We start from the raw sequence: 22,984 nt of genomic DNA on the forward strand, positions 1-22,984 counted from the left end.
ACGATGGCCTGTTTGGTGAAGAAGGCAACGACACCTTGCGTGGCGGTGCGGGCAACGACACGCTGAACGGCGGCAACGGCGCCGACCTGCTGGAAGGCGGCGACGGCGACGACGTGATCTACGGCAATAATGACGGCGGCAGCTGGCGTGTTGAGGGCGACACCTTGCGCGGCGGAGCCGGCAATGACCAGTTGTTTGCTGGATGGAGAGGTTACGACAACGTGTTTGAAGGCGGCGCCGGCAACGACACGCTGACCGGCAGCTATGCGCGCGACACCTATCTGTTCAATCTGGGCGATGGTCAGGATGTGATCATCGACAAGGCGGATGCGCCGACGGTCAACGACGCCTACCGTGATGAGTTGGTGTTCGGCGTGGGCATCAAGGAAAGCGATATCCAGGTGCTGCGCAGCGGCAACGATATGGTGTTCCGCCACGTCAACGGCCAGGACAGCGTGACGGTGAAAGACTGGTTTGCCGATCGGGTGTACTGGATCGAGCAGATCACCTTTGCTTCCGGCGTGAAGTGGATGGCTGACGACCTGATGAAACAGGGCGTGCCGCTGGTGGGCACTGAGCTGGGCGATACGCTGCGGGGCGGCAACGTCAACGACTGGATCGTTGGCAACGGCGGCAACGATTCGCTGTACGGCGGCAACGGCAACGACCTGCTGGAAGGCGGGGCGGGCGACGATGGCCTGTTTGGTGAAGAAGGCAACGACACCTTGCGTGGCGGTGCGGGCAACGACACGCTGAACGGCGGCAACGGCGCCGACCTGCTGGAAGGCGGCGACGGCGACGACGTGATCTACGGCAACAATGACGGCGGCAGCTGGCGTGTTGAGGGCGACACCTTGCGCGGCGGTGCGGGCAATGACCAGTTGTTTGCTGGATGGAGAGGTTACGACAACGTGTTTGAAGGCGGCGCCGGCAACGACACGCTGACCGGCAGCTATGCGCGCGACACCTATCTGTTCAATCTGGGCGACGGTCAGGACCTGATCATCGACAAGGCGGACACGCCGACGGTCAACGACGCTTACCGTGATGAGTTGGTGTTCGGCGTGGGCATCAAGGAAAGCGACATCCAGGTGCTGCGCAGCGGCAACGATATGGTGTTCCGCCACGTCAACGGCCAGGACAGCGTGACGGTGAAGGATTGGTTTGCCGATCGGGTGTACTGGATCGAACAGATCACCTTCGCTTCCGGCACGAAGTGGACCGCCGATCAGTTGATGAAGCAGGGCGTGCCCTTGTTGGGCACCGAGCTGGGCGATACCCTGCGCGGCGGCGCGCTTGACGATTGGCTGGTTGGCAACGGCGGCCATGACGCCTTGTACGGCGGCGAGGGCAACGATCTGTTGGTCGGCGGCCGCGGCAACGACGTGCTTGAGGGCGGCAACGGCAACGACACCTATCAGTTCGAGCGCGGCGATGGCCAGGATGGCATCACCGACACCGGCGGCCAGGATGTATTGAAGTTCGGCCAAGGCGTCAATGCCGACCAGCTGTGGTTCAAGCGCCAGGGCGCCAGCCTGGAGGTCAGCGTGATCGGCACCGATGACAAGGTGGCCATCAATAATTGGTTCGGCAATGCCGCGAACCAGATCGAGACCCTCCAGTCCGGCGACGGCAAGGCCCTGGCGGCCAGCCAGGTGCAGGCGCTGGTCAATGCGATGGCGGCGTTCAACCCGCCGGCCGCGGGTCAGGTCAACCTGCCGGACAACTACCAGGCGGCCTTGCAGCCGGTGTTGGCGTCCAGCTGGAAGTAAATTGCTGAGTTGAGTGTTGTAGACGGCCGGCCCTGAGGGGCCGGCTTTTTTCATGTTTTGAGAATGGGAAGGGGGGCGAAGCGGCCGCCTAACACATTGTGGGCGTCCTTGCCCCACCAGCTTTGGATGGCGGTGGCGTAGATCTGGCGGAAGTCGATGGCGCAAGGCAGGTTGCCGTCTCCGACGCCTGCCAGTTGCGGGCTTTGTCCGTACAGCCCGCCGCGCACGCGCCCGCCGGCGGCGAAATGGACGTTGGCGGTGCCGTGGTCGGTGCCGCGGTTGCCGTTTTCGCGCGGGCGGCGGCCGAATTCGGCGTAGCTGAGCACCAGGGTATCGTCCCAGCGCCCTTGCGATTGCAATCGCGTGCGCAGCAGGGCGATGCCGTCGGCCAGCTCTCCCAGCAGCCGCGCCTGGGTGGGCAGCTGGTTGCCGTGGGTGTCGAAGCCGGTCAAGGTGATGCGGGCCACGGCGATGGATACGCCTCGCGACAGGGTGTCGGTCAGGGTGGCGACGGCCTGGGCGAAAGCTCCGGCCGGCCTGGGCGCTGCCATCGGCGAATCCGCCGCGGACACGGGTTTGGCCGGCTGGCCCAACTCGGCGGCGGCCTGGCGGATGTCGCCCTCCACTTTGAGAATATGGCCGAGCGCGCCGCTGCCGGCATGGCCCTGAGCGCGAAGTCTTGCGGGTTGTTCAGCACCACCGCGCGCGCGCCGCCGTCCAGCGGGCCCAGCGCCTGGCTGGACAGCACCACGCCGTCGGCTGCGAATCCGCGCGGCGTCGGCTGTTCGCGGAACAGCCGGCTCAGCCAGCCCTCGCTCAGGTATTGCTGGCTATTGGACGCGGTTTCCCAGATCTCGATGGAGCGGAAGTGCGATAGGTTGGGATCGGGATAGCCAACCCCCTGCAACACCGCCAACTCCTGCTGCTGCCATAGAGGGAGCAGGCCGGTCATGGCCGGGTGCAAACCCAGGCGTTCGTCCAGCGGCAGTACTTGTTCGCGGGGAATGCCGATGCCGGGGCGCAGCCGGTAGTAGTCGGCGCTGGCGTAGGGCACCACGGTATTGAGGCCGTCGTTGCCGCCCTTGAGCTCAATCAGCACCAGCAGGCGCTGATAGCCCTCCGGCGCCAGCGCCCAGCTCAGATTGGGCAGCACGGACACCATCAGGCCGCCGGCCATGGCTTTGAGAAATTGCCGTCGCTGGAACATGGCGGAACCTTTCAATGGACTTGGTATACCGGGTCCAGCAACAGCGGGGCGATGGCTTGCGCGCCGCTGAGGGATTCGGGCATAGGGTTGGCCGGCGGCAGCGCCAGCAAGAACTTGGCGGCGTCTTGAGCGCTGCCGATTTGGTAGACGGAGCTCCATTCGTCCGGCTGTAGTTTGAGCGAACGCAGGCCGGCTGCAGCCAGTCGATTGATGCGGGCCTCGCGGCCTTTCATTTCATCCATGCCGCCGTCCGGCAGCGCAAAGGCGTTGCGCGCAGGCGCGGCGTCGCGGGCGATGCGGTCCAGAAACCGTTTGCGGCTCAGCAGGGTGGCGCTGTTGATCCAGGCCTCGCCGCCCGGCCAGCCCTTGACGTTGGGCGGCGCGAACACATCCTGGCCCAGCTGGCGATTGAGACCGGCCAGCGCGCGCCAGTCCGGTGGGCTGAGATTGAAGGTGACCAAGGTGCCGATGGTCAGCTCCAGCGGCGATTTCACCAGCTGGCCCTGGCTGCTCCAGAACTGCGGGCTCAGTAGCAAGGCGCGCAGCAGGGGTTTGATTTCGTAGCGGCTGTTGCGGAAGCCGCCGGCTAGCCGCTTAACCGCGGCGGGGTCCGGCTTGGGCGAGACGAAAGCCTTCCACAGTTTGGCGGTGATGAACTCGGCGGTGGCCGGCTGTCGCAAGAGCAGGTCCAACACGGCGTCGCCGTCGAAATTGCCCCGCTGGCCGAAGATCAGTTTGTCGCCGTCGTCGTGCAAGCGCGGGCGGTTGACGAAGCGCTCGTCGCGATCCAGCCCCCAGCCGGTGAAGGCGCGGGCGGCCTCGCGGATGTCCTGCTCGCTGTAATGGCCTTCGCCCAAGGTGAACAGTTCCATCACTTCGCGCGCGAAGTTTTCATTGGGCTGACCCTTGCGGTTATTGGCGGTGTCCAGGTAGCGCATCATTGCCGGATCGCGCGCGACGGCGTGCAGCATGTCGCCGAAATTGCCCAGCGCGTAGTGGCGCAGCAGCAGGTTTTGCTGGTACATCAATTGCGGCGAGCGCACCTTGTCCAGCGCGGAGACAAAGTGGTTGTGCCAGAACAGAGTCATTTTTTCGCTGAGCGGCGATGTGGTGTAGCGCATCTCGTTCAGCCACCAGCCGCGTAGTTCCACCGCGTGCTCGGCGCGCCGCTTTTGCAAGGCCTTTTTCTCTTCTTCGCTGAGATTGGGCTGTCCCGGCCGCTCGAAGGCTTCGTCCACCCAGGCCGGCGGCGGCGTGGCGGCGCTAGCCTGGGTATTGGCCAGCAGCCGGTCCACCGCGGCTTCTTTGCTCAGCGGCGCGTACACGGTGATTTGCGCCGGGTTGGCGCCGAAGCCGGTGCGAGACAGCAAGTGGCGCGCGCCGGCGATGCCGATGCCGGCCTGGGCCAGCGCGGGCAAGCCGAGAACGGCCAGCAAGAGTCCGGCCTTGGCGGCGACGTGGATGGCGTTCGCCGCTTTTGTCAGCGGCCGGCAAAGGATTTGCAAGGGGTTCAAGCAGGGTCTCCCGGCGCGCCCGGAGCGGGCGCAAGCACATTCAGCTTAGAAGGCGCTTGTCATCGGCGTGTTAAGCCGCCGGCAGACTCTGTTAAAGAGTGTTGGCTGTCAGCGCGCGGCCGCTGCGGTATACTGGCGCGCTGTCACCAGGGGTGCCCGCGGCGCGGGCTGAGAAAATACCCTGCAACCTGATCTGGATCATGCCAGCGGAGGGAGCGTGATGCGCGGGCGCTGCCCGCATTCCGCTTGCTCCGGCCAATTGTCATTGTGTACGGAGATGTCCATGAAGTGTTTTCCCTCTTTAATCGCCGTCACGCTGGCGACGGTCAGTCTGGCCGCGTCAGCGGCCGAATTGCGTGTGCTGTCGCACAGCTCGTTCACGGTGTCCAAGCCTTTGCTTGCGGAGTTTGAAAAGCAGAACGGCGCCAAGGTGTCCATCATCAAGGCCGGAGACGCCGGCGAGATGCTGAACAAGCTGATCCTGACCCGGGCCAACCCCATCGCCGATGTGGTGTTCGGCATCGACAACAGCCTGATCGGCAAAGCTCAGCAGGCCGGCGTGCTGGCGCCGGTGCCGGCGGCGCTGGCTCAAGGCGGCAAGGCCGCTTTGCCGGGCGCGGTCAGCATAGATTACGGCTACGTCATGCTCAATTACGACAAGGCCTGGTTCGCTCAGCGTCAACTGGCCTTGCCCAAGACGCTGGAGGATTTGACCAAGCCGGCCTACAAGAACCTGCTGGTGGTGCAAAATCCGGCCACCTCCAGCCCGGGCCTCGCCTTCATGTTGTCCACCGTCGCCGCGATGGGAGAGGACAAAGCCTTCGCTTTCTGGGGCCGTTTGCGCGACAACGGGCTGAAGGTCAGCAAGGGTTGGAGCGAGTCCTACTACACCGATTTCTCCAAGAACGGCGGCAGTCGTCCGCTGGTGGTCAGCTACGCTACCAGTCCGGCCGCCGAGGTGTTCTACAGCAAGCAGAAACTGAGCGATGCGCCCACCGGCAATCTGCCCTTGAAAGGCGGCGTGTTCCGTCAGGTGGAGGGCGCGGCCCTGGTCAAGGGCGGCAAGGAGGCGGCGCTGGGCGAGAAATTCATCGCCTTCCTGCGCTCCGAGGCGGTGCAGAAGGATGTGACCACCACGATGTGGATGTATCCGGTGATGGACAAAGTGGCCTTGGACCCGGTTTACCGCTTCGCCGAGCAGCCGGCCGCGCACGACACCCCGGACAGCAAGGCGATCGCCGAGCGCTCCCGCCAATGGGTGTCGCGCTGGACTCGGGTAGTGTTGAAGGGCGGGCAATGATTCCGGACATCGAAACGCCGCGGCTGTTGCTGCGCCATCTGGACCCGCAGACGCTGTGGCTGTGCCTGGCCGGCCAACCGGAAACGGCAGCCGAGCTGCTGGGCGCGCCGCTGGCGGCGGAATGGTTGGACGAGCAGGACTTGATGAGCATGCGGCTGGACGACATCGAGCGCCAGCCCGACTACGCGCCCTGGTCGGTGCGCGCCTTGCTGCGCCGGGATGATCTGACGATGGTCGGCCACGCCAACTTCCACTCCTTGCCGGGCCATCCTTATCTGGGCGACTACGGCGATGTGGAGCTGGGTTACACGATTTACCCGGCTTATCGCCGCCAAGGCTACGCCCGCGAAGCGGTACTGGCGATGGGCGCCTGGGCGGCCCGGGCCGGCGCGCCGCGGCTGGTGCTGTCCATCGCGCCGGACAACCTGCCTTCACAACGTTTGGCCGCGGATCTGGGCTTCGCCAAGGCGGGTCAAAGCGAGGACGAAGACGGGGTGGAGGATGTGCTGACCGCCTGCTGGCCGTTGAAGGGAACGCCGTCTTGATGTTGAGCCGTAGGAGCCGCCTATTGCTGGCGGCGCCCCCTTTGCTGTTTTTGCTGGCCATGTCCGCCTTGCCGTTGGCGCGCTTGTTGCAGGAGGGCGGAGAGCCGCTGTCCTTCGATTTGCTGAACGATCCCTATCTGCGTTGGCGCATGTTGTGGTCGGTATTGCAGGGCGTGGCGACTTGCGCGCTGGCCTTGTTGCTAGGCGTGCCGGCGGCGTGGGCGCTGGCTCGATTCCGTTTCGCCGGACGCGGCCTGGTGCTGCGCCTGCTGATGTTGCCTTTTGTGATGCCCACCCTGGTCGCCGGCGTCGGGGTGCTGGCGCTGTTCGGCCCGCGGGGTTTGAGCGGGCTAAACCTGCAGGACTCGCCCTGGCTGTTGCTGTACGGCAATCTGTTCTTCAATCTGCCGCTGGTGATTCGCTCCGCCGCCGATGGCTTCGCCCAGGTGCCCGCCAGCAGGTTGGCTGCGGCTCGCAGCTTGGGTGCGGGCCGCTGGCGCGCGTTCTGGCGCGTGGAATGGCCGGCGGCGCTGCCTTGGCTGTTGCCCAATCTATGCCTGGTCTTTCTCTACTGTTTCTCCGGCTTCGGTCTGGCCTTGTTGCTGGGCGGCCAGCGTTACGCCACGGTGGAGGTCGAGATCTACACGCTGGTGGCGTATGAGCTGAACCTGGCCGACGCCGGCGCGCTGGCCTTGTTGAGCCTGCTGGTGGCCGGCGGCGTCGCCGCGGTCTACGCCTGGCTGGAAGCGCGTTTGGGCGTGCCGACGCGCTGCGAGCCGCTGCTCCCCGCGCCCGCGCGGACATGGACGGACCGCGCCTGGCTGGCGGCGGCCCTCGCCATCCTGTTGATCTTCGCCGGCTTGCCCTTGCTGGCGGTGCTGTGGAAAGCGCTGTCCGCGCTCGACGGGCTGGCCGCGTTGTGGGACGAGGAACTGCGGCTGGCCTTGTTCAATTCGGCGCGCTTCACCTTGCTGACCGTATTGCTGTCCGGGCTGCTGGGCTTGTGCCACGCGCTGGCGGCGGGGCGCTGGCTGTGGCTGCGAGCCTTGGCGTTTCTGCCTTTCGTGGTGTCGCCGGTATGCGTGGCTTTTGGCCTGCTGTTGCTCTATCCAAGCTGGAGCGCCGATTTGGCCATGCTGTTGGCGGCCTACGTCTTGTTGGCCTATCCCTTCGTCGCCAAGGCTGCCGGCGCGGCGTTGGACGGCATGCCGGAACAGCTGGCGCAGGCGGCGCGCTCCTTGGGCGCCAGCCCCTGGAGGGTGTTCCGGCGGGTGGTTTGGCCCTTGCTGCAGCCGGCTCTGCGGCGCGGGCTGGCCTTCGCCGCCGCCACTGCGGTGGGGGAGTTCGCGGTTACCTTGTTCCTGTCCCGGCCGGAGTGGCTGACCTTGACCACCTTGATTTATCAAAAGCTGGGTCGGCCCGGCCAGGCCAACGCGGACGCGGCGATGTTGTTGTCCGGCCTGCTGATGGTACTGGCGACGCTGGCGTTCGCCGTGATTGAAAGCGGCGCGGCGCGGCCGGGCGAGCCGGAGAAAGGAGATGGGCGTGCTTGAGCTCAGAGGGATTGAAAAGCGTTTCGGCGCGAGAGTGGCGGCGGACGGCGTGTCGCTGGAAGTGGCGGCCGGGGAGACCCTGGCTCTGCTGGGACCGTCGGGCTGCGGCAAGAGCAGTTTGCTTAAAATCATCGCTGGCCTGCTGCCGCTGGACGGCGGCGCCGTTCGCTTCGACGGCGAAGACATGAGCTTGCTGCCGCCGGAACGGCGCGGCTTCGCGCTGATGTTCCAGGATTTCGCTCTGTTTCCGCATTTGGACGTGGCGGGCAATGTGATGTTCGGTCTCATCGAGCGCGGGCAGTCTCGCGCCCAGGCCGCCCGCGAAGCGGGAGCGATGCTGGAGCGGCTGGGGTTGGGCGGTTATCAGCGGCGCAAGGTCTGGACCCTGTCCGGCGGCGAACAGCAGCGGGTGGCGCTGGCGCGAGCGCTGGTGACCCGGCCGCGGCTCTTGCTGCTGGACGAGCCGTTTTCCAGCCTGGACGCGCATTTACGCGGCCAGTTGCAAGGGGAGTTCGCGCAGTTGCTGGCGGAGTCCGGCATTCCGGCCATTCTGGTCACGCATGATAGAGAGGAAGCGTTCGCGATGGCGAGCCGCGCCGTGGTGCTGCACCAAGGGCGCATCGTGCAATGCGACGCGCCGCGGCAATTGCTGGCCAGGCCGGCGAATGCGTGGCTGGCGCGCTTCATAGGTTATGAAAACGTGTTGGAACACGCCGTGGTGCCGGGCCACGCGCTGCGGCTGGGAGAGCAATACCCGCCGGCGCGCATCGAGTCGCTGACCTGGCTGGCGGACGGCGCCCGCGTGGAGGTGGCCGCGCAGGCGGGGAGGTTGAGCCTGAGCCTGTCCGCGCGCGAGACGGCGAGCCTGGGCGCGGAACTGCGGCTGGGCGGCCAGTTTGGCCTGGGGGTGGACGCGTCCGCCCTGATCCCGTTCAGCGCAAGCTCTTGATGCGTTGCTCCAGTTCTTCGAATTCCGGCCGTTCGCTCGAAAACAGGACTTTGCGGCCAAACTCGATGGCGCTGGGCGGCGGATAGCCCTGCATGCCGGCCAGCAGCACGGTCTTGATGCATTGCAATTCCTTGCTGTCCTCGTCCAGCTTCTGTTCCAGCAGCGAGCCCAACGGCGTGACCATGCCGTAGGAGAGCAGGATGCCGAGGAAGGTGCCCACCAACGCGGAACCTATCATGCCGCCCAGCACCGCAGGCGGCGCGCCGACCGAGGCCATGGTGTTGACCACGCCCAGCACGGCGGCGACGATGCCGAAGGCCGGCAAGGCGTCGCCCAGGCGCTGGATGGCGGCGATGGGCGCCATGCCCTCCTGATGGTGGGTTTCCAGTTCCACATCCATCAGGTTTTCTATTTCGAAGGCGTTCAGATTGCCGCTGACCATGATGCGAAGGTAGTCGCGGATGAAGCTTAGCGCGTGATGGTCGCCGGCGATGGCCGGGTACTTGCTGAAGATAGGGCTTTGCTGGGGCGCGTCGACATCGGCCTCCAAGGCCATCATGCCCTCTTTGCGCGCCTTGACCTGCAGTTCGTACAGCAGGCTGAGCAGATCCAGCGCGCGGGCCTTGCTGTGGCGCGAACCCTTGAGCGCGGCGGGCAGCGCGCGCGCCACCGCTTTCAGGTTCTTGGTCTGATTGGCGACGACAAAGGCGCCCATCGCGCCGCCCAGAATCGCCATCATCTCGGTGGGCATCGCGGAGAGAATGGCGCCGATGGCGCCGCCGTGGATCAGGAAGGCGCCGAAGATCATGCCGATCACGACGACGTAGCCGATGATTACATTCATATGTAGTAGTCCCAAGCGGTTCAGGCCGCGGAGAGAGCGGCGCGTTTGCGAGAAAAGAAGGCGGAACGCTTGGAGCCTGCCCAAGGTTTCGCGAGAGAGAGGCCGGGCGTTGCGGCAGAGAAAGCGGTATGTACAAAGCGGTACATGGAGCATCTCGAAGCCGCACTCCCCGTGTGCGTTCCACGACGCGGGGTAGATCGCAAACAGGGTCTTAGGCGCGGGGCGGCCGGCGCGGAGGGGCGGGCGGAAGCCGCAGATGAAGGGCGGTGACGACGTCGGGCCAGCCTGACGTCGCCGCGTTTGCCGCTAAGCTTGGGCTTGCGCATGGCAAGGCCTGGCACTCTCCGCATCCCCCCTGTTCGCCGGCGTAGTGGGCGTGGCCGCCGCTGGCCGCTTGTGCCGCGGCCATGCCGTGGCCGAGGGCATAAGATGGACCGGCGCGGCCAAGTGCGCCGTCGGCGTGAGCCGCGGCGTTGGCCAAGGGCAAGGCCTGCCAGAGCATAAGCAGCAGCAGGGCCAGCCGGGTGATGGATTTGAATGCTGAAAGTCTCAATGCCTGTTTCCCATGAATCGCTGCGCAATCTAAATCAGGATCGGAGGGCTGGCAAGCCTGGATGCGTGGTTTAGCGTCAAACCTTTGTGTTTCCATGTTAATTAAATGGCATTTATCATGCCGATATCTTAATTGGAACTATTTATTAGTTGAAAAGCTCTACCTGTGCAATGTGCGCCGGGAAAACGACCGCGCGCATACTTGACGATAAGGTTAAATGGAAAATGATCAGTAGAAGACACATTTTGGGTTGGACGGGGGCCTTGCCCCTGCTGGCGCCGTTGGCGGCCAGCGTATTGAGTTCCGCTTGCGCCAGCGCTGCGGGGACAGCCAAAAGCTATCGGATAGACGCTAGCTTGCTTTCCGAGAATCAGGATTCCAGGGTGCGCAACCTGGTCTTCCATTACACCGCCGTGCCCAACGGTCTGGCGCTGGAAATGCTCACGCAGGGCCAGCACGGCGCCAGCGCGCACTATCTGGTGCCGGATGCCGCTTTGCTGGGCATGTCCAACAAGGTATACCAATTGGTGCCGGAGGAGCGCAGAGCTTGGCACGCCGGGCGCAGTTACTGGCAAGGGGACCGGCTGATCAACTCCAGTTCCATCGGCATCGAGATTGTGAATCTGGGCTACCCGTCTCCGGAAGAGGACGAACTGCCCCTGATGCGACGACAGTGGTTCGACTTTGACGAGGCGCAGGTCTCGGTGGTGGCGCAGTTGGCGGCGGACATTATCGCGCGGCATCAGATTCCGCCGCACAAGGTCGTGGGGCACTCCGACGTGTCGCCGGGACGCAAGGTGGACCCGGGCCCCAAGTTTCCCTGGGAGCGCTTATACCGCGACTACAATATCGGCGCTTGGCCGGAGCGCGAGGCGGTTGAGTTCTACCTGCGGCGGGCGCCTTATCGCGGAGACATACGGGATTTGCAGAAACGCTTGCTGGATTACGGCTACGAGGCGCCGCAAACCGGCGTGCTGGATAAAGAAAGCCAGGACGTGGTGGCGGCCTTCCAGATGCATTTCCGGCCTGCGCGCTACGACGGGGTGCCGGATGCCGAGACCTCGGCGATCCTGGACGCCTTGCTGGAAAAATACTTCGACCGGCCGCGTCCGGGACGGACGCCGGGCTCGAAACCGGCCGCGGCGCCGAAGAAAGACAATGGGAAGGGTAGCGATACCTGGCCGCTGACGCCTTAAAACCGGTTCAAAGTCTCGCGAGCTAGGGCGAGACAAGGCGAAAACGACCGAAGAAGCGGAGTGTGCATACAGCACATGAGCATTCTGAAGGTGCATTCACCGTGTCACGTCTCACGAATCTCAGCTGACTTTGAACAGGTTCTTAGCATTATTTGTCATTAGCGCCGGCAGTAGGCTGGCGGAGCAAAGGGACGGCATGCCGTCCCTTTTTTATTGCTTCCTTCCCGTGGGCTGGTTCCTCCCATCCGTTCTGTTGGCGGCGATCGCGCTTGGTTTGTGCCATAACGATAGTCAGACGTCGTCATTTGATATGCGTAACTGTTTCCTAATTAAATATGCATTTATTAGTAAGTTTTTGTTAATTCTAAAATAAAGTAATTTGTAATAAAAACTATCAAATAGCCCTTTCAATTTAAATGCCACTTGTACTAGAATGCAATTGAACCGGTTAAGCTTACAAAAAAAGCTAAAACCTAAAAGCGTTTGATTACTAATGGCGGGATTTGGAAAGGAAGGTCGAAAATGAAACGTCTGCACGCACTTGGACTGGCAGCCCTGCTTTCCGCTCTTTCTACCGCAGCAATGGCCCAAGGCGGCCAAGTCCATTTCTACGGCGCCATCGTTGAAGGCGGCTGCAGCGCCCAAACTCACGAAGTGGCCAGCGCCGACGCGGCCCGCGCCAAGCCCGCTCTCGAACTCAATCAATGCGCCAGCCCGGCCAAGCTGACGCTGGATAGCGAAGCCGCCGCTCAGCAAGGCAAGATCGCCAGCCTGAACGTGCGCAAAGGCGAGAACCAGTTCAGCAGTCGCGATCTGCTGAAGAGCGCCACTGCCCGGGCCGGCGCGGTGAATCTGGTGGTCAATTACTTCTGATCGCAGTTCAAATCTGCTCAATAAATCAGCAAAAAACCCACACAACATAAGTTGTGTGGGTTTTCTTTATTTGAAGTGTTGTTTTATTGCAAATATCGCTCAATTCTTAACAAACCCCTGAAATAAAACAAATATTCAATATTGATTCATCAAATCGTTTAAAGTTGGCGAGGCGTGTTTTTGCGTGCATTTTAAAGAAAAAATTTAATATGAAACAAAAAAAACTACGCAATTAGTCGGCTTGCTACTATGCGTCTGCGTTCCAGTACTGCAGGTCAGCACTGGCGGATGGTCCGCGACGCGGCAAGCGAGGCTGCTGTGCGGTTTGAGAATGATTACCTTTAGTTGGAGTCAAGAATGAAAAAATTTGTATTTGCTGGTTCCCTGATGGCTGTTGCCGCTTCCTCCATTTTCGCCGCCGCCGGCACCCTGGATGTTAAGGGCGAAATCGTTACCGCAGCTTGCGGCCTGGATTCCAAGAGCGTGAACCTGGAAGTTGGTCTGGGCAAAGTGCCGACCCACGTGTTCAAGAAAGTGGGCGACCGTTCGGCTCCGACCCCGTTCCAAATGACTCTGACCGACTGCACCACCACCACGCTGAAGACCGTGGCTGTGATGTTCTCCGGCACCGCTGGCACCAACAACGAACTGATGGCTCTGAAGAGCGGCGGCGCCAAGGGCGTGGGCGTTCGTCTGGTGAACACCAACAACGGCGACCAGATCAAGCTGAACCAGTACGGCACCGCCCTGAACCTGGTTGATGGCAACAACACTCTGAACTTCAGCGCCGCATACGAAGCCGACGGCAAAACCGGCGACGTGGTAGCCGTGACCCCGGGTCAAGCCGATGCCTTCGCCGTATTCGATCTGCAGTACAAGTAATCCGCAGTTCGATTCAAAAACGGAACGAAGCAAAGTTCCGGCCCCTGTTTCCTTGTGCCCTGACGGTCTGTTCGCTTAGGCGATGATCAGGCCTGGTTTGTCCGCTGTCAGCAATGAGTAGTCTGCAAACCAGGGCATGAGGATAGTCATCTGCAAGCATTCCCCCAAGGCATATTCCTGCGCCTGAAAATCGGCGCGGCTTCGTCATTGCCTGGCGGGACAGAATCAAGGCCGGCGCGATTTAGCGCGACGGCGTGTTTTTGGCAAAGCTGCCGCCAGGCGGCGCATGCACTTAAATCGGGATATCAGCAGGCATGAACAAGCATCGCATTCACATTGTGGCAATGGCGCTGACGCTCGGCCCTTGCATTGCGCATGCGGTGGAGTTCAACGACGCCTTTTTGCAACTGGACCCGAGCAGCAGCGTGAGCCTGGAGCAGTTCGAGCAGGCCGGCTATATCGTGCCGGGCCGCTATATTGCCGATGTGTATTTGAACCAGCGCTTTTTACAGCAGTTGGAGCTGGATTTCCGCCCGGAAGGCGCAGATCAGACGGTGCGCCCGTGTCTGCCGCCGGATTTGATCCGCCAGCTTGGCCTGCGCTCCGGCATTGTCTGGCCGCAGAACGAGCAGTGCGTTGATTTGTCCGCGGTCAGCGCCGCCAAAGTGCGTTACAGCAAGAGCAACGCGCGCCTGGACATCTCGGTGCCGCAGGCGGAACTGGCTTATCGCGATGAAGACTACGCGCCGCCGGAAACCTGGAACGACGGCGTGCCGGCCGCGATGCTGGATTACCGGGTGTTCTATCAGCGCACCGACAACGGTCTTGGCGCCAGCAGCAGCAAGACCACCAGCTATGGCGTGGCCGGGGCTAACGCGGGTCCCTGGCGTTTGCGCTCCAATTATCAATACGACGACAGTGTGACTAACCGCAGCCGTCTGAGCTGGAACAATACCCAGGTCTACCGCGATCTGAGAGGCATGCAAGCGCGCCTGACTTTGGGCGAAGTGTTCAAGACCTCCGAGATTTTCGACGCCTTTTCCATGCGCGGCGCCACGCTGAACAGCGACGATCGCATGATTCCGCAAAGCCTGCGCGGCTATGCGCCGCAGGTCAACGGCGTGGCCAAGACCAATGCCAAGGTGACCATCCGCAACCAAGGGCGGGTACTCTACACCACTAATGTGCCGCCGGGCCCGTTTTCCATTCGCGATCTGAGCAGCAGCACCCAAGGGCAGTTGGATGTGACGGTGGAAGAGGCCGACGGCAGCCAGCAGACCTTTACCGTCAACACCGCTTCGGTGCCCTTCCTGACGCGCAACGGCATGTGGCGCTACAAGGCCGCCATCGGCCAGGCCGATCAGAACGGCAGCGCGTCCCACCCTAGTGTGGCCAGCGCCGAGGCGTCCTATGGCCTGACTCAGACCTTGTCGCTGTACAGCGGCTTCATCGCCTCCACGGACTACCGCTCTCTGGCGATGGGCTTCGCCAAGGATCTCGGCGGCTGGGGCGCTTTGTCCGCCGATGTGACCCAGGCCAACGCTCAAATGCGCGGTGGCGTGAACATGGCCGGCCGTTCTTACCGTTTCAACTACGCCAAGAAGTTTGAAAGCCTGAACGCGGACATCCGCCTGTTCGGCTATCGCTTTTCGGACCGTAATTTCCGATCCTTCGGTCAATTCCTCAGCGATCTGGACGGCCAGACCTATATCAGCGACAAACAGCGGGTGGGTATGACCGCCAGCAAGACCTTCGGCCAGACCAATGTGTTTCTGTCGGCGGAAAAGTCCACTTATTGGAACGCCACCGCCACTCAGCGGGTGGATTTGTCGCTAAGCCGCGACATCAATATCGGCTCCTTGCGCAACGTCAGCCTCAACCTGTCGGTGCAAAACCTGCGCGATCAGACCGGCAGCAGCAACCGCGTTTATCTGGGCTTGAGCATGCCGCTGGAAAACAACCGCCGCATCGGCTACGACGTTCAGGGCAGCGCCGGCAATACCAGCCACACCGTCCGTTACTCGGACAGCAGCAACCCCAACCACAGCTACAACGTAGCGATGAGCGCGGATACCCGCTCTGGCAAGCCGCTGGTGTCCGGCGACTATCATTACACCGGTCGTGTGGTGCAGGCCGACGTTTCGGCCAGCAAGCAGCAGGGCGGTTACAGCAGCGTGTCCGCCGGGATGGGCAGCTCGCTGGTATTGCACGCCGGTGGCCTGACCATGGGCAACAGCTACGGCGGCGAAACCCGCATGCTGGTGGATACCGACGGCGTGGCCGGCGTGCCGGTATACGGCGTGTCGGCGCAAACCGACCGCAACGGCTACGCCATGCTGAGCAGCGTGGCGCCGTACTACAGCCAGGATGTGCGCTTGGACGACGACAATATGCCGGACTCGGTGGAAGCCAGCTCCGCGGTACGCCGCGTGGTGCTGACTGAAGGCGCGGTGGGCCGTACCGAGTTCCCGGTCAAAGTGGGACGCAAGGCTTTGCTGACGGTGCGGCTGCCGGATGGCAAAATGCCGCCTTTGGGCGCCACCGTGAGCGATGTGGCCGGCAAGCGCGACGTCGGCATGGTGGGCGACGGCGGCCTGACCTTCGTCACCGGCTTGAGCCCGACGCCCAAGTTGGAAATTTCCTGGGGCAAGACGCGCTGCCGCGTGGACCCGCTGCCGGCCGATTACGAGCTGAGCCAAGGCGGCCGCGACATGACGTGCACGCCTCTCGCAGAATAAAGAATAAGGAATCGATATGAAAACTCTTCATCGCGCACTGGGGCTGGCGAGTGTTTTGGCTGCGCTGACCGCGCCGCTGACGGCGCAGGCCAACATCTTGCTGGACCGTACTCGGATGATTTATCTGGAGCAGGACAAGAACGTCAGCATGGTGCTGAGCAACAAGAACCCGGAGCAACCTTATCTGGTTCAGTCCTGGCTCAGCGACGGCGAGGGCAAGCGCCTGGCTTCCCCCTTCCTGGTGCTGCCGCCGCTACAACGCATCGAGGCCGGCGAGAAGGGCGTGGTGCGCTTGAGCCGCATTCCCGATCCCAACTTGCCGTCCGACCGGGAATCGCTGTTTTATCTGAACGTGCAGGAAGTCCCGCCCAAGAGCGACAAGGACAATGTGTTGCAGCTGGCGATCAAGTCGCGCATCAAGGTGTTCTACCGTCCCAAGGAAGCGCAATTGCCGCGTGGCGAAAATCCGGCCAACAAGTTGCTGCTGAGCTTCGACCCCGCCGCCGGCAAGCTGGTGTTCAAGAACCCGAGTCCCTACCACCTGACCCTGGTGGGTTTGGAACTGCCCGGCGACAAGAAGCCGCGCGATATGGACGGCTTGATGGTGCCGCCCAAGGGCGAGGCCCGCTTTGCGCTGAAGGCGCTGCCGGCCAGCCTGAAGCTGAGCAATATCAATGATTTCGGCGCTCAGGACACCTTTACCTTCGTTTGCGCGGACGGCCAGTGCCAATACCGCGAAGACAAGAAATAATTCCGCAAGCGCACAGCGCAGGGAGAGCCCATGTTGAATCGTCGTTTGCCGCGTTTGGTGTTGATGGCCGCGCTGGCCATGCTGCCGGCCTTGAGTCATGCCTTGGCGTGCAAGGAAGGGGGGCGCAATGGCTCCGCCATGATCACGAGGGATATTGGCTCTACCATCAAGGTTCCCGTGACTTTGCCGGATGGACGCGAAATTTGGCACTCGGAAGATAGAACTGTCAATGTGACGTGTTACAAAGACAATAGTGTTGCAATGAGGGAGCAGGTGTATTTTTATCCAAACCCTCGTAATAATAATGTGGCCAAAGGCGTAAAGTTCGGTGTGGTATATAACGGAAAAACCTATTGGGGTGTTAATGCTAGCGATAGAATTCCGACGGGGTATTATATAGAGGCGTGTACTCTTGGTGATTTTAATAAGTGTAAAGAGGTCAACTTTTCTCTTACCTTTCAAGTCGTAATCGCCAAGCAAGGAACCATTCCTACTAGTGGTATTGGGATGTCAGAGTTTCAGGTGCTACAGTTTGATGGTGAGTTGGGTATTAACAATAAACCTAATTCCAATCTGGTCTACAAGGTTGTGGGTTTGAGTAAAATTACCCCAATCCAGTGCGCGGTAGAGGTGCGTTTGGATCCAGCTTCCAATACATTGGATTTTGGTCGTATTGTTAGAAGTACTAAAGGGCTTGTGCCAGCTGTGCCTAGAAAAGATTTCCGGCTAAATCTGGTTAAAACATGTGATGATCCAGTGAGAATCAATGGCTACTTTACTGGGAAGAATGGTTTGACGAATACCTATACTGCAACCTTGGTTAAAAAGAAAGACAGCACCGATAGTGGTTTGGGTTTGCAGTTATTCTTTGGCGATGGTCGTCAACTACGTTTCGGACAATCTGAGTTCTTGGCTGATTTTAGTCTTGGTGATCGGCAGAAGACTGTATCGATGTACGGCACCATCGTCCCCACCAATATGGGCAAGGTGGAAGAAGGCCCGTTCCAGGGCACGGTCAATATCGATCTGGATTATATCTGAGCGGCTTGAGCCCTCGTATGAGGGCGGCGAGACGGCGAACTGAATTGGCGTAAGGAGTGGAGCAATGAAATTCAAGGCGATGGTGCTGGCTTTGGCGCTGGCGGCGCCGTTGGCGCAGGCGGCGGACGGCACCTTGAACGTTTTCGGCGAACTGGTGTTGAGCGCCTGCGGTCTGGACCCCAACTCGCAGAGCCTGGAAGTGGGCATGGGTCTGGTGTCCTCGCAAATGTTCCGCAAAATCGGCGACCGTTCCCGCCCGGTGTCCTTCGATATCCGGCTGACCGAGTGCTCCATCGACACCATGACCACGGTGGCGGTGCGCTTTAACGGAGAGGCCGACCGCGACAACGGCGAACTGATGGCGATCAACGGCAGCGCCGCCGGCGTGGGCATCCGCCTGATGGGGCCGGGCGGCGGCGACATTGTGCTGGGTCAGTATTCGCCGCTGGTGGGCTTGACCAACGGCAGCAACACCCTGCGTTTCAATGCGATGTACGAATCCACCCGCGCGCCGGTGCCGCAAGGGCAGGAGGGCGGGATCAAGCCGGGCTCGGCCAACGGCCTGGCTCAGTTCGACCTGCGCTATATGTAAGCCCAGGCCATGAAAACAGCCCTGTCTTCAACTGAGGACAGGGCTGTTTTCGTTTTGGAGCGTGGATTTTGGTGGGCGGACTCAGCCGGCCAACCAATTGCCGGGGTGCGCCTCTAGCCAGGTTTTGATGTTTTTGGCGTCGTTGACGCGAGCGGCACTACCGCCGGCGGCCAGCAACACGATGATCAGGGGTTGGGAACCCACCGTGGCCTGCAACACCATGCAGCGGCCGGCCTCTTGGATGTAGCCGGTTTTTTGCAGTGAAATTTCCCAGTCGCCTTCGCGCACCAGCGCGTTGCTGTTCTTGTATTGCAGCACGCGGCGGCTTACCGATTGAATCTGGTGTTTCTCCGTGGTGGTGAAGGCGCGGATCAGCGGATAGCCGTGCGCGGCGCGGACCATGCGGGCGAGATCCGCGGCGGTGGAGGTGTTGCGCATGTCCAGGCCGGTGGCGTCGTGGAAAATGGTCTCGGTCATGCCTAGGCTGCGCGCTTTACGGTTCATGCGCTCCACGAAAGTGGCGGTGCCGCCGGGCAGCGCGGTGCGGGCCAGGGTGGCGGCGGCGCGATTTTCAGACGACATCAGCGCCAGCAGCAGCATTTCCTTGCGGCTGAGGGTGGTGCCCACCGCCAGGCGCGAGGAGGTGTTTTTCACCCGGTCGATTTCGGCGTCGGACACGGTCACCTCCTGGTCCAGCGAGGCGCCGGAATCCAGCAGCACCATCGCCGTCATCAATTTGGTGATCGAAGCGATCGGCATGCGTTGATGGATGTTCTTCTGGTACAAGGGTTCGCCGGTGATGCCGTTGAGCACCAATACCGAATGCGAATTCAGCCGCGGAACGGACAGGTCGGCCATTTGCGAGGCCACCATCACGCTGGACGGCGAACCTGCCAGCACCGGCATGGCTAACGCCGCGGATACCAGCAGGCTTGCAATTTTCTTGATCATGCTTCACTCCAGGGAGAGCGGATTTAACGAAATCTCGGACCGAAAAATAGGCTCGCGGCGTTTGCGCCGCAAGCCGTGTTTTATGCTCGGTCTGACTGTATTTTAAACAATGTTTTGACTGTGTATAGCCTGAATCGCAGCTTTATTTATATGCCGTCGCGTCGGGGGTGTGAAGCAAGGGCGAACCGCGTAGAATCAGGCCATCTACTCCGATGTCTCGACCCATGCTGCGCACCTATCCCAATAGTCCGTTCAAACTGCATCAACCATTCGAGCCGGCCGGCGACCAGCCGGGCGCCATCGCCCAATTGCTGGAAGGGCTGGGCGACGGCCTGTCTTACCAGACCTTGCTGGGGGTGACCGGGTCCGGCAAAACCTACACCATGGCCAACGTCATCGCTCAAAGCGGCCGTCCGGCCATCATCATGGCGCACAACAAAACGCTGGCGGCGCAGCTCTACAGCGAGATGCGTGAATTTTTCCCGGAAAACGCCGTCGAGTATTTCGTTTCCTATTACGATTACTATCAGCCGGAAGCCTATGTGCCCAGCCGCGATCTTTTCATCGAGAAAGATTCCAGCATCAACGAGCATATTGAGCAGATGCGCTTGTCGGCGACCAAATCCATTCTGGAGCGGCCGGACTGCATCATCGTCGCCACCGTTTCCGCCATTTACGGCATTGGCGATCCCTCCGACTACCATCAGATGATTCTGCATCTGAAAGAAGGGGAGACGCTGGCGCAGCGCGACATCATCAGCCGGCTGACCACCATGCAGTACGATCGCAACGACATCGACTTCGGCCGCGGCACCTTCCGCGTGCGCGGCGACGTGATCGACATCTACCCGGCGGAGAGCAGCGACACCGCGCTGCGCGTCAGCATGTTCGACGATGAAGTGGAAACGCTGACGCTGTTCGATCCGTTGACCGGGGTCACCAAGCAGCGGGTTGGGCGCTTCACGGTATTTCCCTCCAGCCACTATGTGACGCCGCGAGACACTGTGCTGCGCGCCTGTGAACACATCAAGGAAGAGTTGCGCGAACGCATCGAGCGCTATCAGAAAGACGGCAAGCTGGTCGAAGCGCAGCGCCTGGAGCAGCGTACCCGCTTTGACCTGGAAATGCTGTACGAAATGGGGTTTTGCAAAGGCATCGAGAACTACTCCCGGCATTTCTCCGGTCGCGGCCCGGGCGACCCGCCGCCGACGCTGATCGACTACCTGCCGAAGAACGCGCTGATGTTCATCGACGAATCCCACGTCACCGTGCCCCAAGTGGGCGCCATGTACAAGGGCGACGCCGCGCGCAAAGCCAATCTGGTCGAGTACGGCTTCCGCTTGCCGTCGGCCGCCGATAACCGGCCGCTGAAATTCCATGAGTTCGAGCAGCTGATGCCGCAGACCGTGTTTGTGTCCGCCACGCCGGCCAACTACGAGAAGGAACACGCCGGCCAGGTGGTGGAGCAAGTGGTGCGACCCACCGGCCTGGTGGATCCGGTGATGGAAGTGAGGCCAGTGGCCACCCAGGTGGATGATCTATTGTCCGAGATCCGGCTGCGCATGGAAAAGGGCGAGCGCGTGCTGGTCACCACACTGACCAAACGCATGTCCGAACAGCTGGCCGATTACTACACCGAGCACGGCCTCAAGGTGCGCTATCTGCACAGCGACATCGACACGGTGGAGCGGGTGGAAATCATCCGCGACCTGCGCTTGGGCGTGTTCGACGTGTTGATCGGCATCAATCTGCTGCGCGAAGGCCTGGATATTCCGGAAGTCAGCCTGGTGGCGATTCTGGACGCGGACAAGGAAGGCTTCCTGCGTTCGGATCGTTCCTTGATTCAGACCATAGGGCGGGCCGCGCGCAACCTCAACGGCAAGGCCTTGCTCTATGCGGACCGCATTACTGACTCGATGAAGCGGGCGATGGACGAGACCGAACGCCGCCGCGCCAAGCAGATGGCCTTCAACGCCGAGCACGGCATCGTGCCCAGAGGGGTGGAGAAGAAGATCAAGGACATCATCGACGGCGTCTACAGCGTGGAGGAGGAACGCAAGAAGCTGGTGGACAACGCCAGAGTGGCGATGATGGACGAAAAATCCCTGGCCAAGGAAATCAAGCGTCTGGAGAAGGAAATGATGGAGGCCGCGCGCAATCTGGAGTTCGAAAAAGCGGCCGGCCTGCGCGACCAGCTGAAGCATTTGAAGGAGCAGGCCTGGATCAACGACCTATAAAACCTGTTCAAAAGTCTGCCGCGCGGTGGTGATGCGGTGTTGAAAACAGCCTCGAAATGCTCATGTGCCTGCGGTGCCTTCCGCTTTCTCAGCCGTTTTCGCCTTGTCTTGTTCGCGAGACTTTGAACAGATTCTAAGGGTCTTGCTGTTTTGTTTGCGCAACGCCCCGTTCGAGTTCGAGCGGGGCGTCGTCTTTATTAATGGAGCGTTGCCGCCCGCTGCTGTCGGCGATAGCGCTGCGCCAGCGCCGTGCAAGCCATCAACTGGATCTGATGGAACAGCATCAGCGGCAGCACGATGGAGCCCAGCGCCGGCGCGGCGAACAGCACCTTGGCCATGGGCACGCCGCTGGCCAGGCTTTTCTTGGAGCCGCAAAACACGATGGTGATCTGGTCCGCGCGGGAGAAGCCCAGCTTGCGGCTCAGCAGCATGGTGATGGTCAGCAGCAGGCCGAGCAGCACCAGATTGACCAGCAGCAGCGCGGCCAGCGCCCGGGGAGGCGTTTGTCGCCACAGTCCGCTGATCACCGCGGCGCTGAAGGCGGTGTAGACCACCAGCAAGATGGACCCCTGATCGACATAGCGCAGCAAGCCCTTGTTGCGGTCCACCCAGCCTCCTATCCAGCGGCGGGCGATCTGGCCGGCGACGAAGGGCAGCAGCAACTGCATCACGATGTCCAGCACCGGCCCCCAGCCCTGGCCCACGCCATGGTGTTTAACCACCAGCAGGCTGACCAGCAACGGGGTGATGAAGATGCCAAGGATGTTGGACGCGGTGGCGCTGCAAATGGCGGCCGGTACATTGCCCTGCGCCATTGAAGTGAAGGCGATGGACGACTGCACGGTGGAAGGCAGCATGCACAAATAAAGGATGCCTAGGTAGAGCTGCGGCGTCAGCAGCGGCTGCAGTACCGGTTGCAGCAGCAGGCCGAGAGCCGGGAAGAGCAAGAAGGTGCAGCCCAGCACCACCAGGTGCAGGCGCCAGTGAGAGGCACCGGCCAGCACGGCCTCGCGGGACAGCTTGGCGCCGTGCAAGAAGAACAGCAGCGCGATCGCCAGATTGGTGACGAGGTTGAGCGCGACCGCGGCGTCGCCGGAGCAGGGCAGCGCGCTGGCCAAAGCGACGGTGGCGAGCAGAGACAGCGTGAAGGCGTCGAGTAGTTTGGGCATGGGGGCGTGCGTCGGTGCGGCGATGGCAGGAGAAACCGCTATTGAACCGCAGCGCAATTGAGAATACAAATGCATTTATCTGATCTATTCATGAGTTATTGGTATGAATGTGACTTTGCGCCAATTGCGGGTGTTCCAGGCCGTGATCGAACTGGGTGGTTTCAGCCGTGCAGGCGACGCGCTGGGTCTGACTCAGCCGGCGGTCAGCCGCGCGGTGAGAGAGCTGGAACAGGCCTTGGGCCTGCGTTTGTTCGACCGCACCACGCGGGAGGTAGAACCCACCGCGGCGGCTCGTCGTCTGCAGGGGAGCTGACGCG

Annotated in this window: 20 protein-coding genes and 1 riboswitch; of the genes, 14 read left to right on the forward strand and 6 right to left on the reverse strand. The window is 61.6% G+C overall.

Annotated elements, in window-relative coordinates:
* Positions 1–1,772 (forward strand): calcium-binding protein (locus HA052_RS28030; protein WP_277345137.1); only part of this gene is annotated, 1,772 nt, incomplete at its 5' end.
* 50 nt (positions 1,773–1,822) lie between these two features.
* Here HA052_RS28030 and HA052_RS27440 read toward each other — a convergent pair.
* From HA052_RS27440 to HA052_RS22340, 3 genes are read right to left on the reverse strand one after another with little or no spacing between them, the layout of a single operon-like run.
* Positions 1,823–2,323, reverse strand: a complete 501-nt coding sequence (locus tag HA052_RS27440) for a DUF1501 domain-containing protein (RefSeq protein ID WP_206119006.1) — start codon at positions 2,321–2,323, stop codon at positions 1,823–1,825.
* On the reverse strand, positions 2,272–2,979 hold the full coding sequence (locus HA052_RS27445) for a DUF1501 domain-containing protein (protein WP_206119007.1): 708 nt from the start codon (positions 2,977–2,979) through the stop codon (positions 2,272–2,274). Before HA052_RS27445 ends, HA052_RS27440 begins: the two co-directional genes overlap by 52 nt.
* A gap of 11 nt (positions 2,980–2,990) precedes the next feature.
* Positions 2,991–4,493, reverse strand: a complete 1,503-nt coding sequence (locus tag HA052_RS22340) for a DUF1800 domain-containing protein (protein WP_166453656.1) — start codon at positions 4,491–4,493, stop codon at positions 2,991–2,993.
* A gap of 138 nt (positions 4,494–4,631) precedes the next feature.
* Positions 4,632–4,726: riboswitch (TPP riboswitch) on the forward strand.
* Positions 4,727–4,776: 50 nt separating this feature from the next.
* Here HA052_RS22340 and HA052_RS22345 point away from each other — a divergent pair.
* Genes HA052_RS22345 through HA052_RS22360 form a run of 4 tightly spaced genes read left to right on the forward strand, consistent with a single transcriptional unit; the run spans position 4,777 to position 8,840 of the window.
* Positions 4,777–5,793 (forward strand): thiamine ABC transporter substrate-binding protein, encoded by a 1,017-nt coding sequence (locus HA052_RS22345; RefSeq protein ID WP_166453657.1) that lies wholly within the window; start codon positions 4,777–4,779, stop codon positions 5,791–5,793.
* The gene (locus HA052_RS22350; protein WP_166453658.1) at positions 5,790–6,338 is read left to right on the forward strand and encodes a GNAT family N-acetyltransferase; all 549 of its coding nucleotides are present in this window, start codon (positions 5,790–5,792) and stop codon (positions 6,336–6,338) included. Before HA052_RS22345 ends, HA052_RS22350 begins: the two co-directional genes overlap by 4 nt.
* Complete coding sequence (locus tag HA052_RS22355) at positions 6,338–7,891, forward strand: ABC transporter permease (RefSeq protein ID WP_166453659.1); 1,554 nt, start codon at positions 6,338–6,340, stop codon at positions 7,889–7,891. The genes HA052_RS22350 and HA052_RS22355 overlap by 1 nt, the downstream gene beginning before the upstream one ends.
* Positions 7,884–8,840, forward strand: a complete 957-nt coding sequence (locus HA052_RS22360) for an ATP-binding cassette domain-containing protein (RefSeq protein WP_166453660.1) — start codon at positions 7,884–7,886, stop codon at positions 8,838–8,840. Before HA052_RS22355 ends, HA052_RS22360 begins: the two co-directional genes overlap by 8 nt.
* On the opposite strand, the gene motA is transcribed toward HA052_RS22360, so the two are convergent.
* Positions 8,824–9,684, reverse strand: a complete 861-nt coding sequence (gene motA, locus HA052_RS22365) for a flagellar motor stator protein MotA (protein WP_166453661.1) — start codon at positions 9,682–9,684, stop codon at positions 8,824–8,826. The two genes, HA052_RS22360 and motA, sit on opposite strands and share 17 nt — an antisense overlap.
* A gap of 936 nt (positions 9,685–10,620) precedes the next feature.
* Here motA and HA052_RS22370 point away from each other — a divergent pair.
* The 7 genes from HA052_RS22370 (at position 10,621) to HA052_RS22400 (ending at position 18,310) form a co-directional block, all read left to right on the forward strand.
* Positions 10,621–11,433, forward strand: coding sequence for an N-acetylmuramoyl-L-alanine amidase (locus tag HA052_RS22370; RefSeq protein WP_346774580.1), 813 nt, complete (start codon positions 10,621–10,623; stop codon positions 11,431–11,433).
* 522 nt (positions 11,434–11,955) lie between these two features.
* Positions 11,956–12,306 (forward strand): hypothetical protein, encoded by a 351-nt coding sequence (locus HA052_RS22375; RefSeq protein ID WP_166453662.1) that lies wholly within the window; start codon positions 11,956–11,958, stop codon positions 12,304–12,306.
* Between the two features lie 357 nt (positions 12,307–12,663).
* A complete protein-coding gene (locus HA052_RS22380) occupies positions 12,664–13,188 on the forward strand; it encodes a fimbrial protein (RefSeq protein WP_166453663.1) in 525 nt (174 codons plus the stop codon).
* A gap of 314 nt (positions 13,189–13,502) precedes the next feature.
* Entirely contained in the window at positions 13,503–15,926 is a 2,424-nt protein-coding gene (locus tag HA052_RS22385) for a fimbria/pilus outer membrane usher protein (protein WP_166453664.1), read from the forward strand.
* 16 nt (positions 15,927–15,942) lie between these two features.
* Positions 15,943–16,677: a fimbrial biogenesis chaperone gene (locus HA052_RS22390; RefSeq protein ID WP_166453665.1), complete on the forward strand. Its 735-nt coding sequence runs from the start codon at positions 15,943–15,945 to the stop codon at positions 16,675–16,677.
* A gap of 30 nt (positions 16,678–16,707) precedes the next feature.
* Positions 16,708–17,718 carry a fimbrial protein gene (locus tag HA052_RS22395; protein ID WP_166453666.1) on the forward strand — a complete coding sequence of 337 codons (1,011 nt, stop codon included), beginning with the start codon at positions 16,708–16,710 and terminating at the stop codon, positions 17,716–17,718.
* A 64-nt stretch (positions 17,719–17,782) separates the two neighbouring features.
* Positions 17,783–18,310, forward strand: a complete 528-nt coding sequence (locus HA052_RS22400; RefSeq protein ID WP_081550751.1) for a fimbrial protein — start codon at positions 17,783–17,785, stop codon at positions 18,308–18,310.
* A gap of 81 nt (positions 18,311–18,391) precedes the next feature.
* Here HA052_RS22400 and HA052_RS22405 read toward each other — a convergent pair whose 3' ends face one another.
* The gene (locus HA052_RS22405) at positions 18,392–19,261 is read right to left on the reverse strand and encodes a D-alanyl-D-alanine carboxypeptidase family protein (RefSeq protein WP_081550749.1); all 870 of its coding nucleotides are present in this window, start codon (positions 19,259–19,261) and stop codon (positions 18,392–18,394) included.
* 224 nt (positions 19,262–19,485) lie between these two features.
* On the opposite strand from HA052_RS22405, the gene uvrB reads away from it, so the two are divergent.
* Entirely contained in the window at positions 19,486–21,498 is a 2,013-nt protein-coding gene (uvrB, locus tag HA052_RS22410) for an excinuclease ABC subunit UvrB (protein ID WP_166453690.1), read from the forward strand.
* A 197-nt stretch (positions 21,499–21,695) separates the two neighbouring features.
* Here uvrB and HA052_RS22415 read toward each other — a convergent pair whose 3' ends face one another.
* Complete coding sequence (locus HA052_RS22415) at positions 21,696–22,667, reverse strand: bile acid:sodium symporter family protein (protein WP_166453667.1); 972 nt, start codon at positions 22,665–22,667, stop codon at positions 21,696–21,698.
* A gap of 103 nt (positions 22,668–22,770) precedes the next feature.
* On the opposite strand from HA052_RS22415, the gene HA052_RS27760 reads away from it, so the two are divergent.
* Positions 22,771–22,980: a LysR family transcriptional regulator gene (locus tag HA052_RS27760; protein ID WP_240937497.1), complete on the forward strand. Its 210-nt coding sequence runs from the start codon at positions 22,771–22,773 to the stop codon at positions 22,978–22,980.
* Positions 22,981–22,984: the final 4 nt, after the last annotated feature.

It is taken from the genome of Chromobacterium fluminis, assembly GCF_011602385.1.
Lineage (GTDB): Bacteria > Pseudomonadota > Gammaproteobacteria > Burkholderiales > Chromobacteriaceae > Chromobacterium > Chromobacterium fluminis.

Bases quoted from the DNA above. Each gene is read 5' to 3' on its own strand.
- HA052_RS27440 (WP_206119006.1), bottom strand. From the start codon at position 2,323: ATGGCAGCGCCCAGGCCGGCCGGAGCTTTCGCCCAGGCCGTCGCCACC.
- HA052_RS27445 (WP_206119007.1), bottom strand. From the start codon at position 2,979: ATGTTCCAGCGACGGCAATTTCTCAAAGCCATGGCCGGCGGCCTGATG.
- HA052_RS22345 (WP_166453657.1), top strand. From the start codon at position 4,777: ATGAAGTGTTTTCCCTCTTTAATCGCCGTCACGCTGGCGACGGTCAGT.
- HA052_RS22350 (WP_166453658.1), top strand. From the start codon at position 5,790: ATGATTCCGGACATCGAAACGCCGCGGCTGTTGCTGCGCCATCTGGAC.
- HA052_RS22355 (WP_166453659.1), top strand. From the start codon at position 6,338: ATGTTGAGCCGTAGGAGCCGCCTATTGCTGGCGGCGCCCCCTTTGCTG.
- motA (WP_166453661.1), bottom strand. From the start codon at position 9,684: ATGAATGTAATCATCGGCTACGTCGTCGTGATCGGCATGATCTTCGGC.
- HA052_RS22375 (WP_166453662.1), top strand. From the start codon at position 11,956: ATGAAACGTCTGCACGCACTTGGACTGGCAGCCCTGCTTTCCGCTCTT.
- HA052_RS22380 (WP_166453663.1), top strand. From the start codon at position 12,664: ATGAAAAAATTTGTATTTGCTGGTTCCCTGATGGCTGTTGCCGCTTCC.
- HA052_RS22385 (WP_166453664.1), top strand. From the start codon at position 13,503: ATGAACAAGCATCGCATTCACATTGTGGCAATGGCGCTGACGCTCGGC.
- HA052_RS22390 (WP_166453665.1), top strand. From the start codon at position 15,943: ATGAAAACTCTTCATCGCGCACTGGGGCTGGCGAGTGTTTTGGCTGCG.
- HA052_RS22395 (WP_166453666.1), top strand. From the start codon at position 16,708: ATGTTGAATCGTCGTTTGCCGCGTTTGGTGTTGATGGCCGCGCTGGCC.
- HA052_RS22400 (WP_081550751.1), top strand. From the start codon at position 17,783: ATGAAATTCAAGGCGATGGTGCTGGCTTTGGCGCTGGCGGCGCCGTTG.
- HA052_RS22405 (WP_081550749.1), bottom strand. From the start codon at position 19,261: ATGATCAAGAAAATTGCAAGCCTGCTGGTATCCGCGGCGTTAGCCATG.
- uvrB (WP_166453690.1), top strand. From the start codon at position 19,486: ATGCTGCGCACCTATCCCAATAGTCCGTTCAAACTGCATCAACCATTC.
- HA052_RS22415 (WP_166453667.1), bottom strand. From the start codon at position 22,667: ATGCCCAAACTACTCGACGCCTTCACGCTGTCTCTGCTCGCCACCGTC.
- HA052_RS27760 (WP_240937497.1), top strand. From the start codon at position 22,771: ATGAATGTGACTTTGCGCCAATTGCGGGTGTTCCAGGCCGTGATCGAA.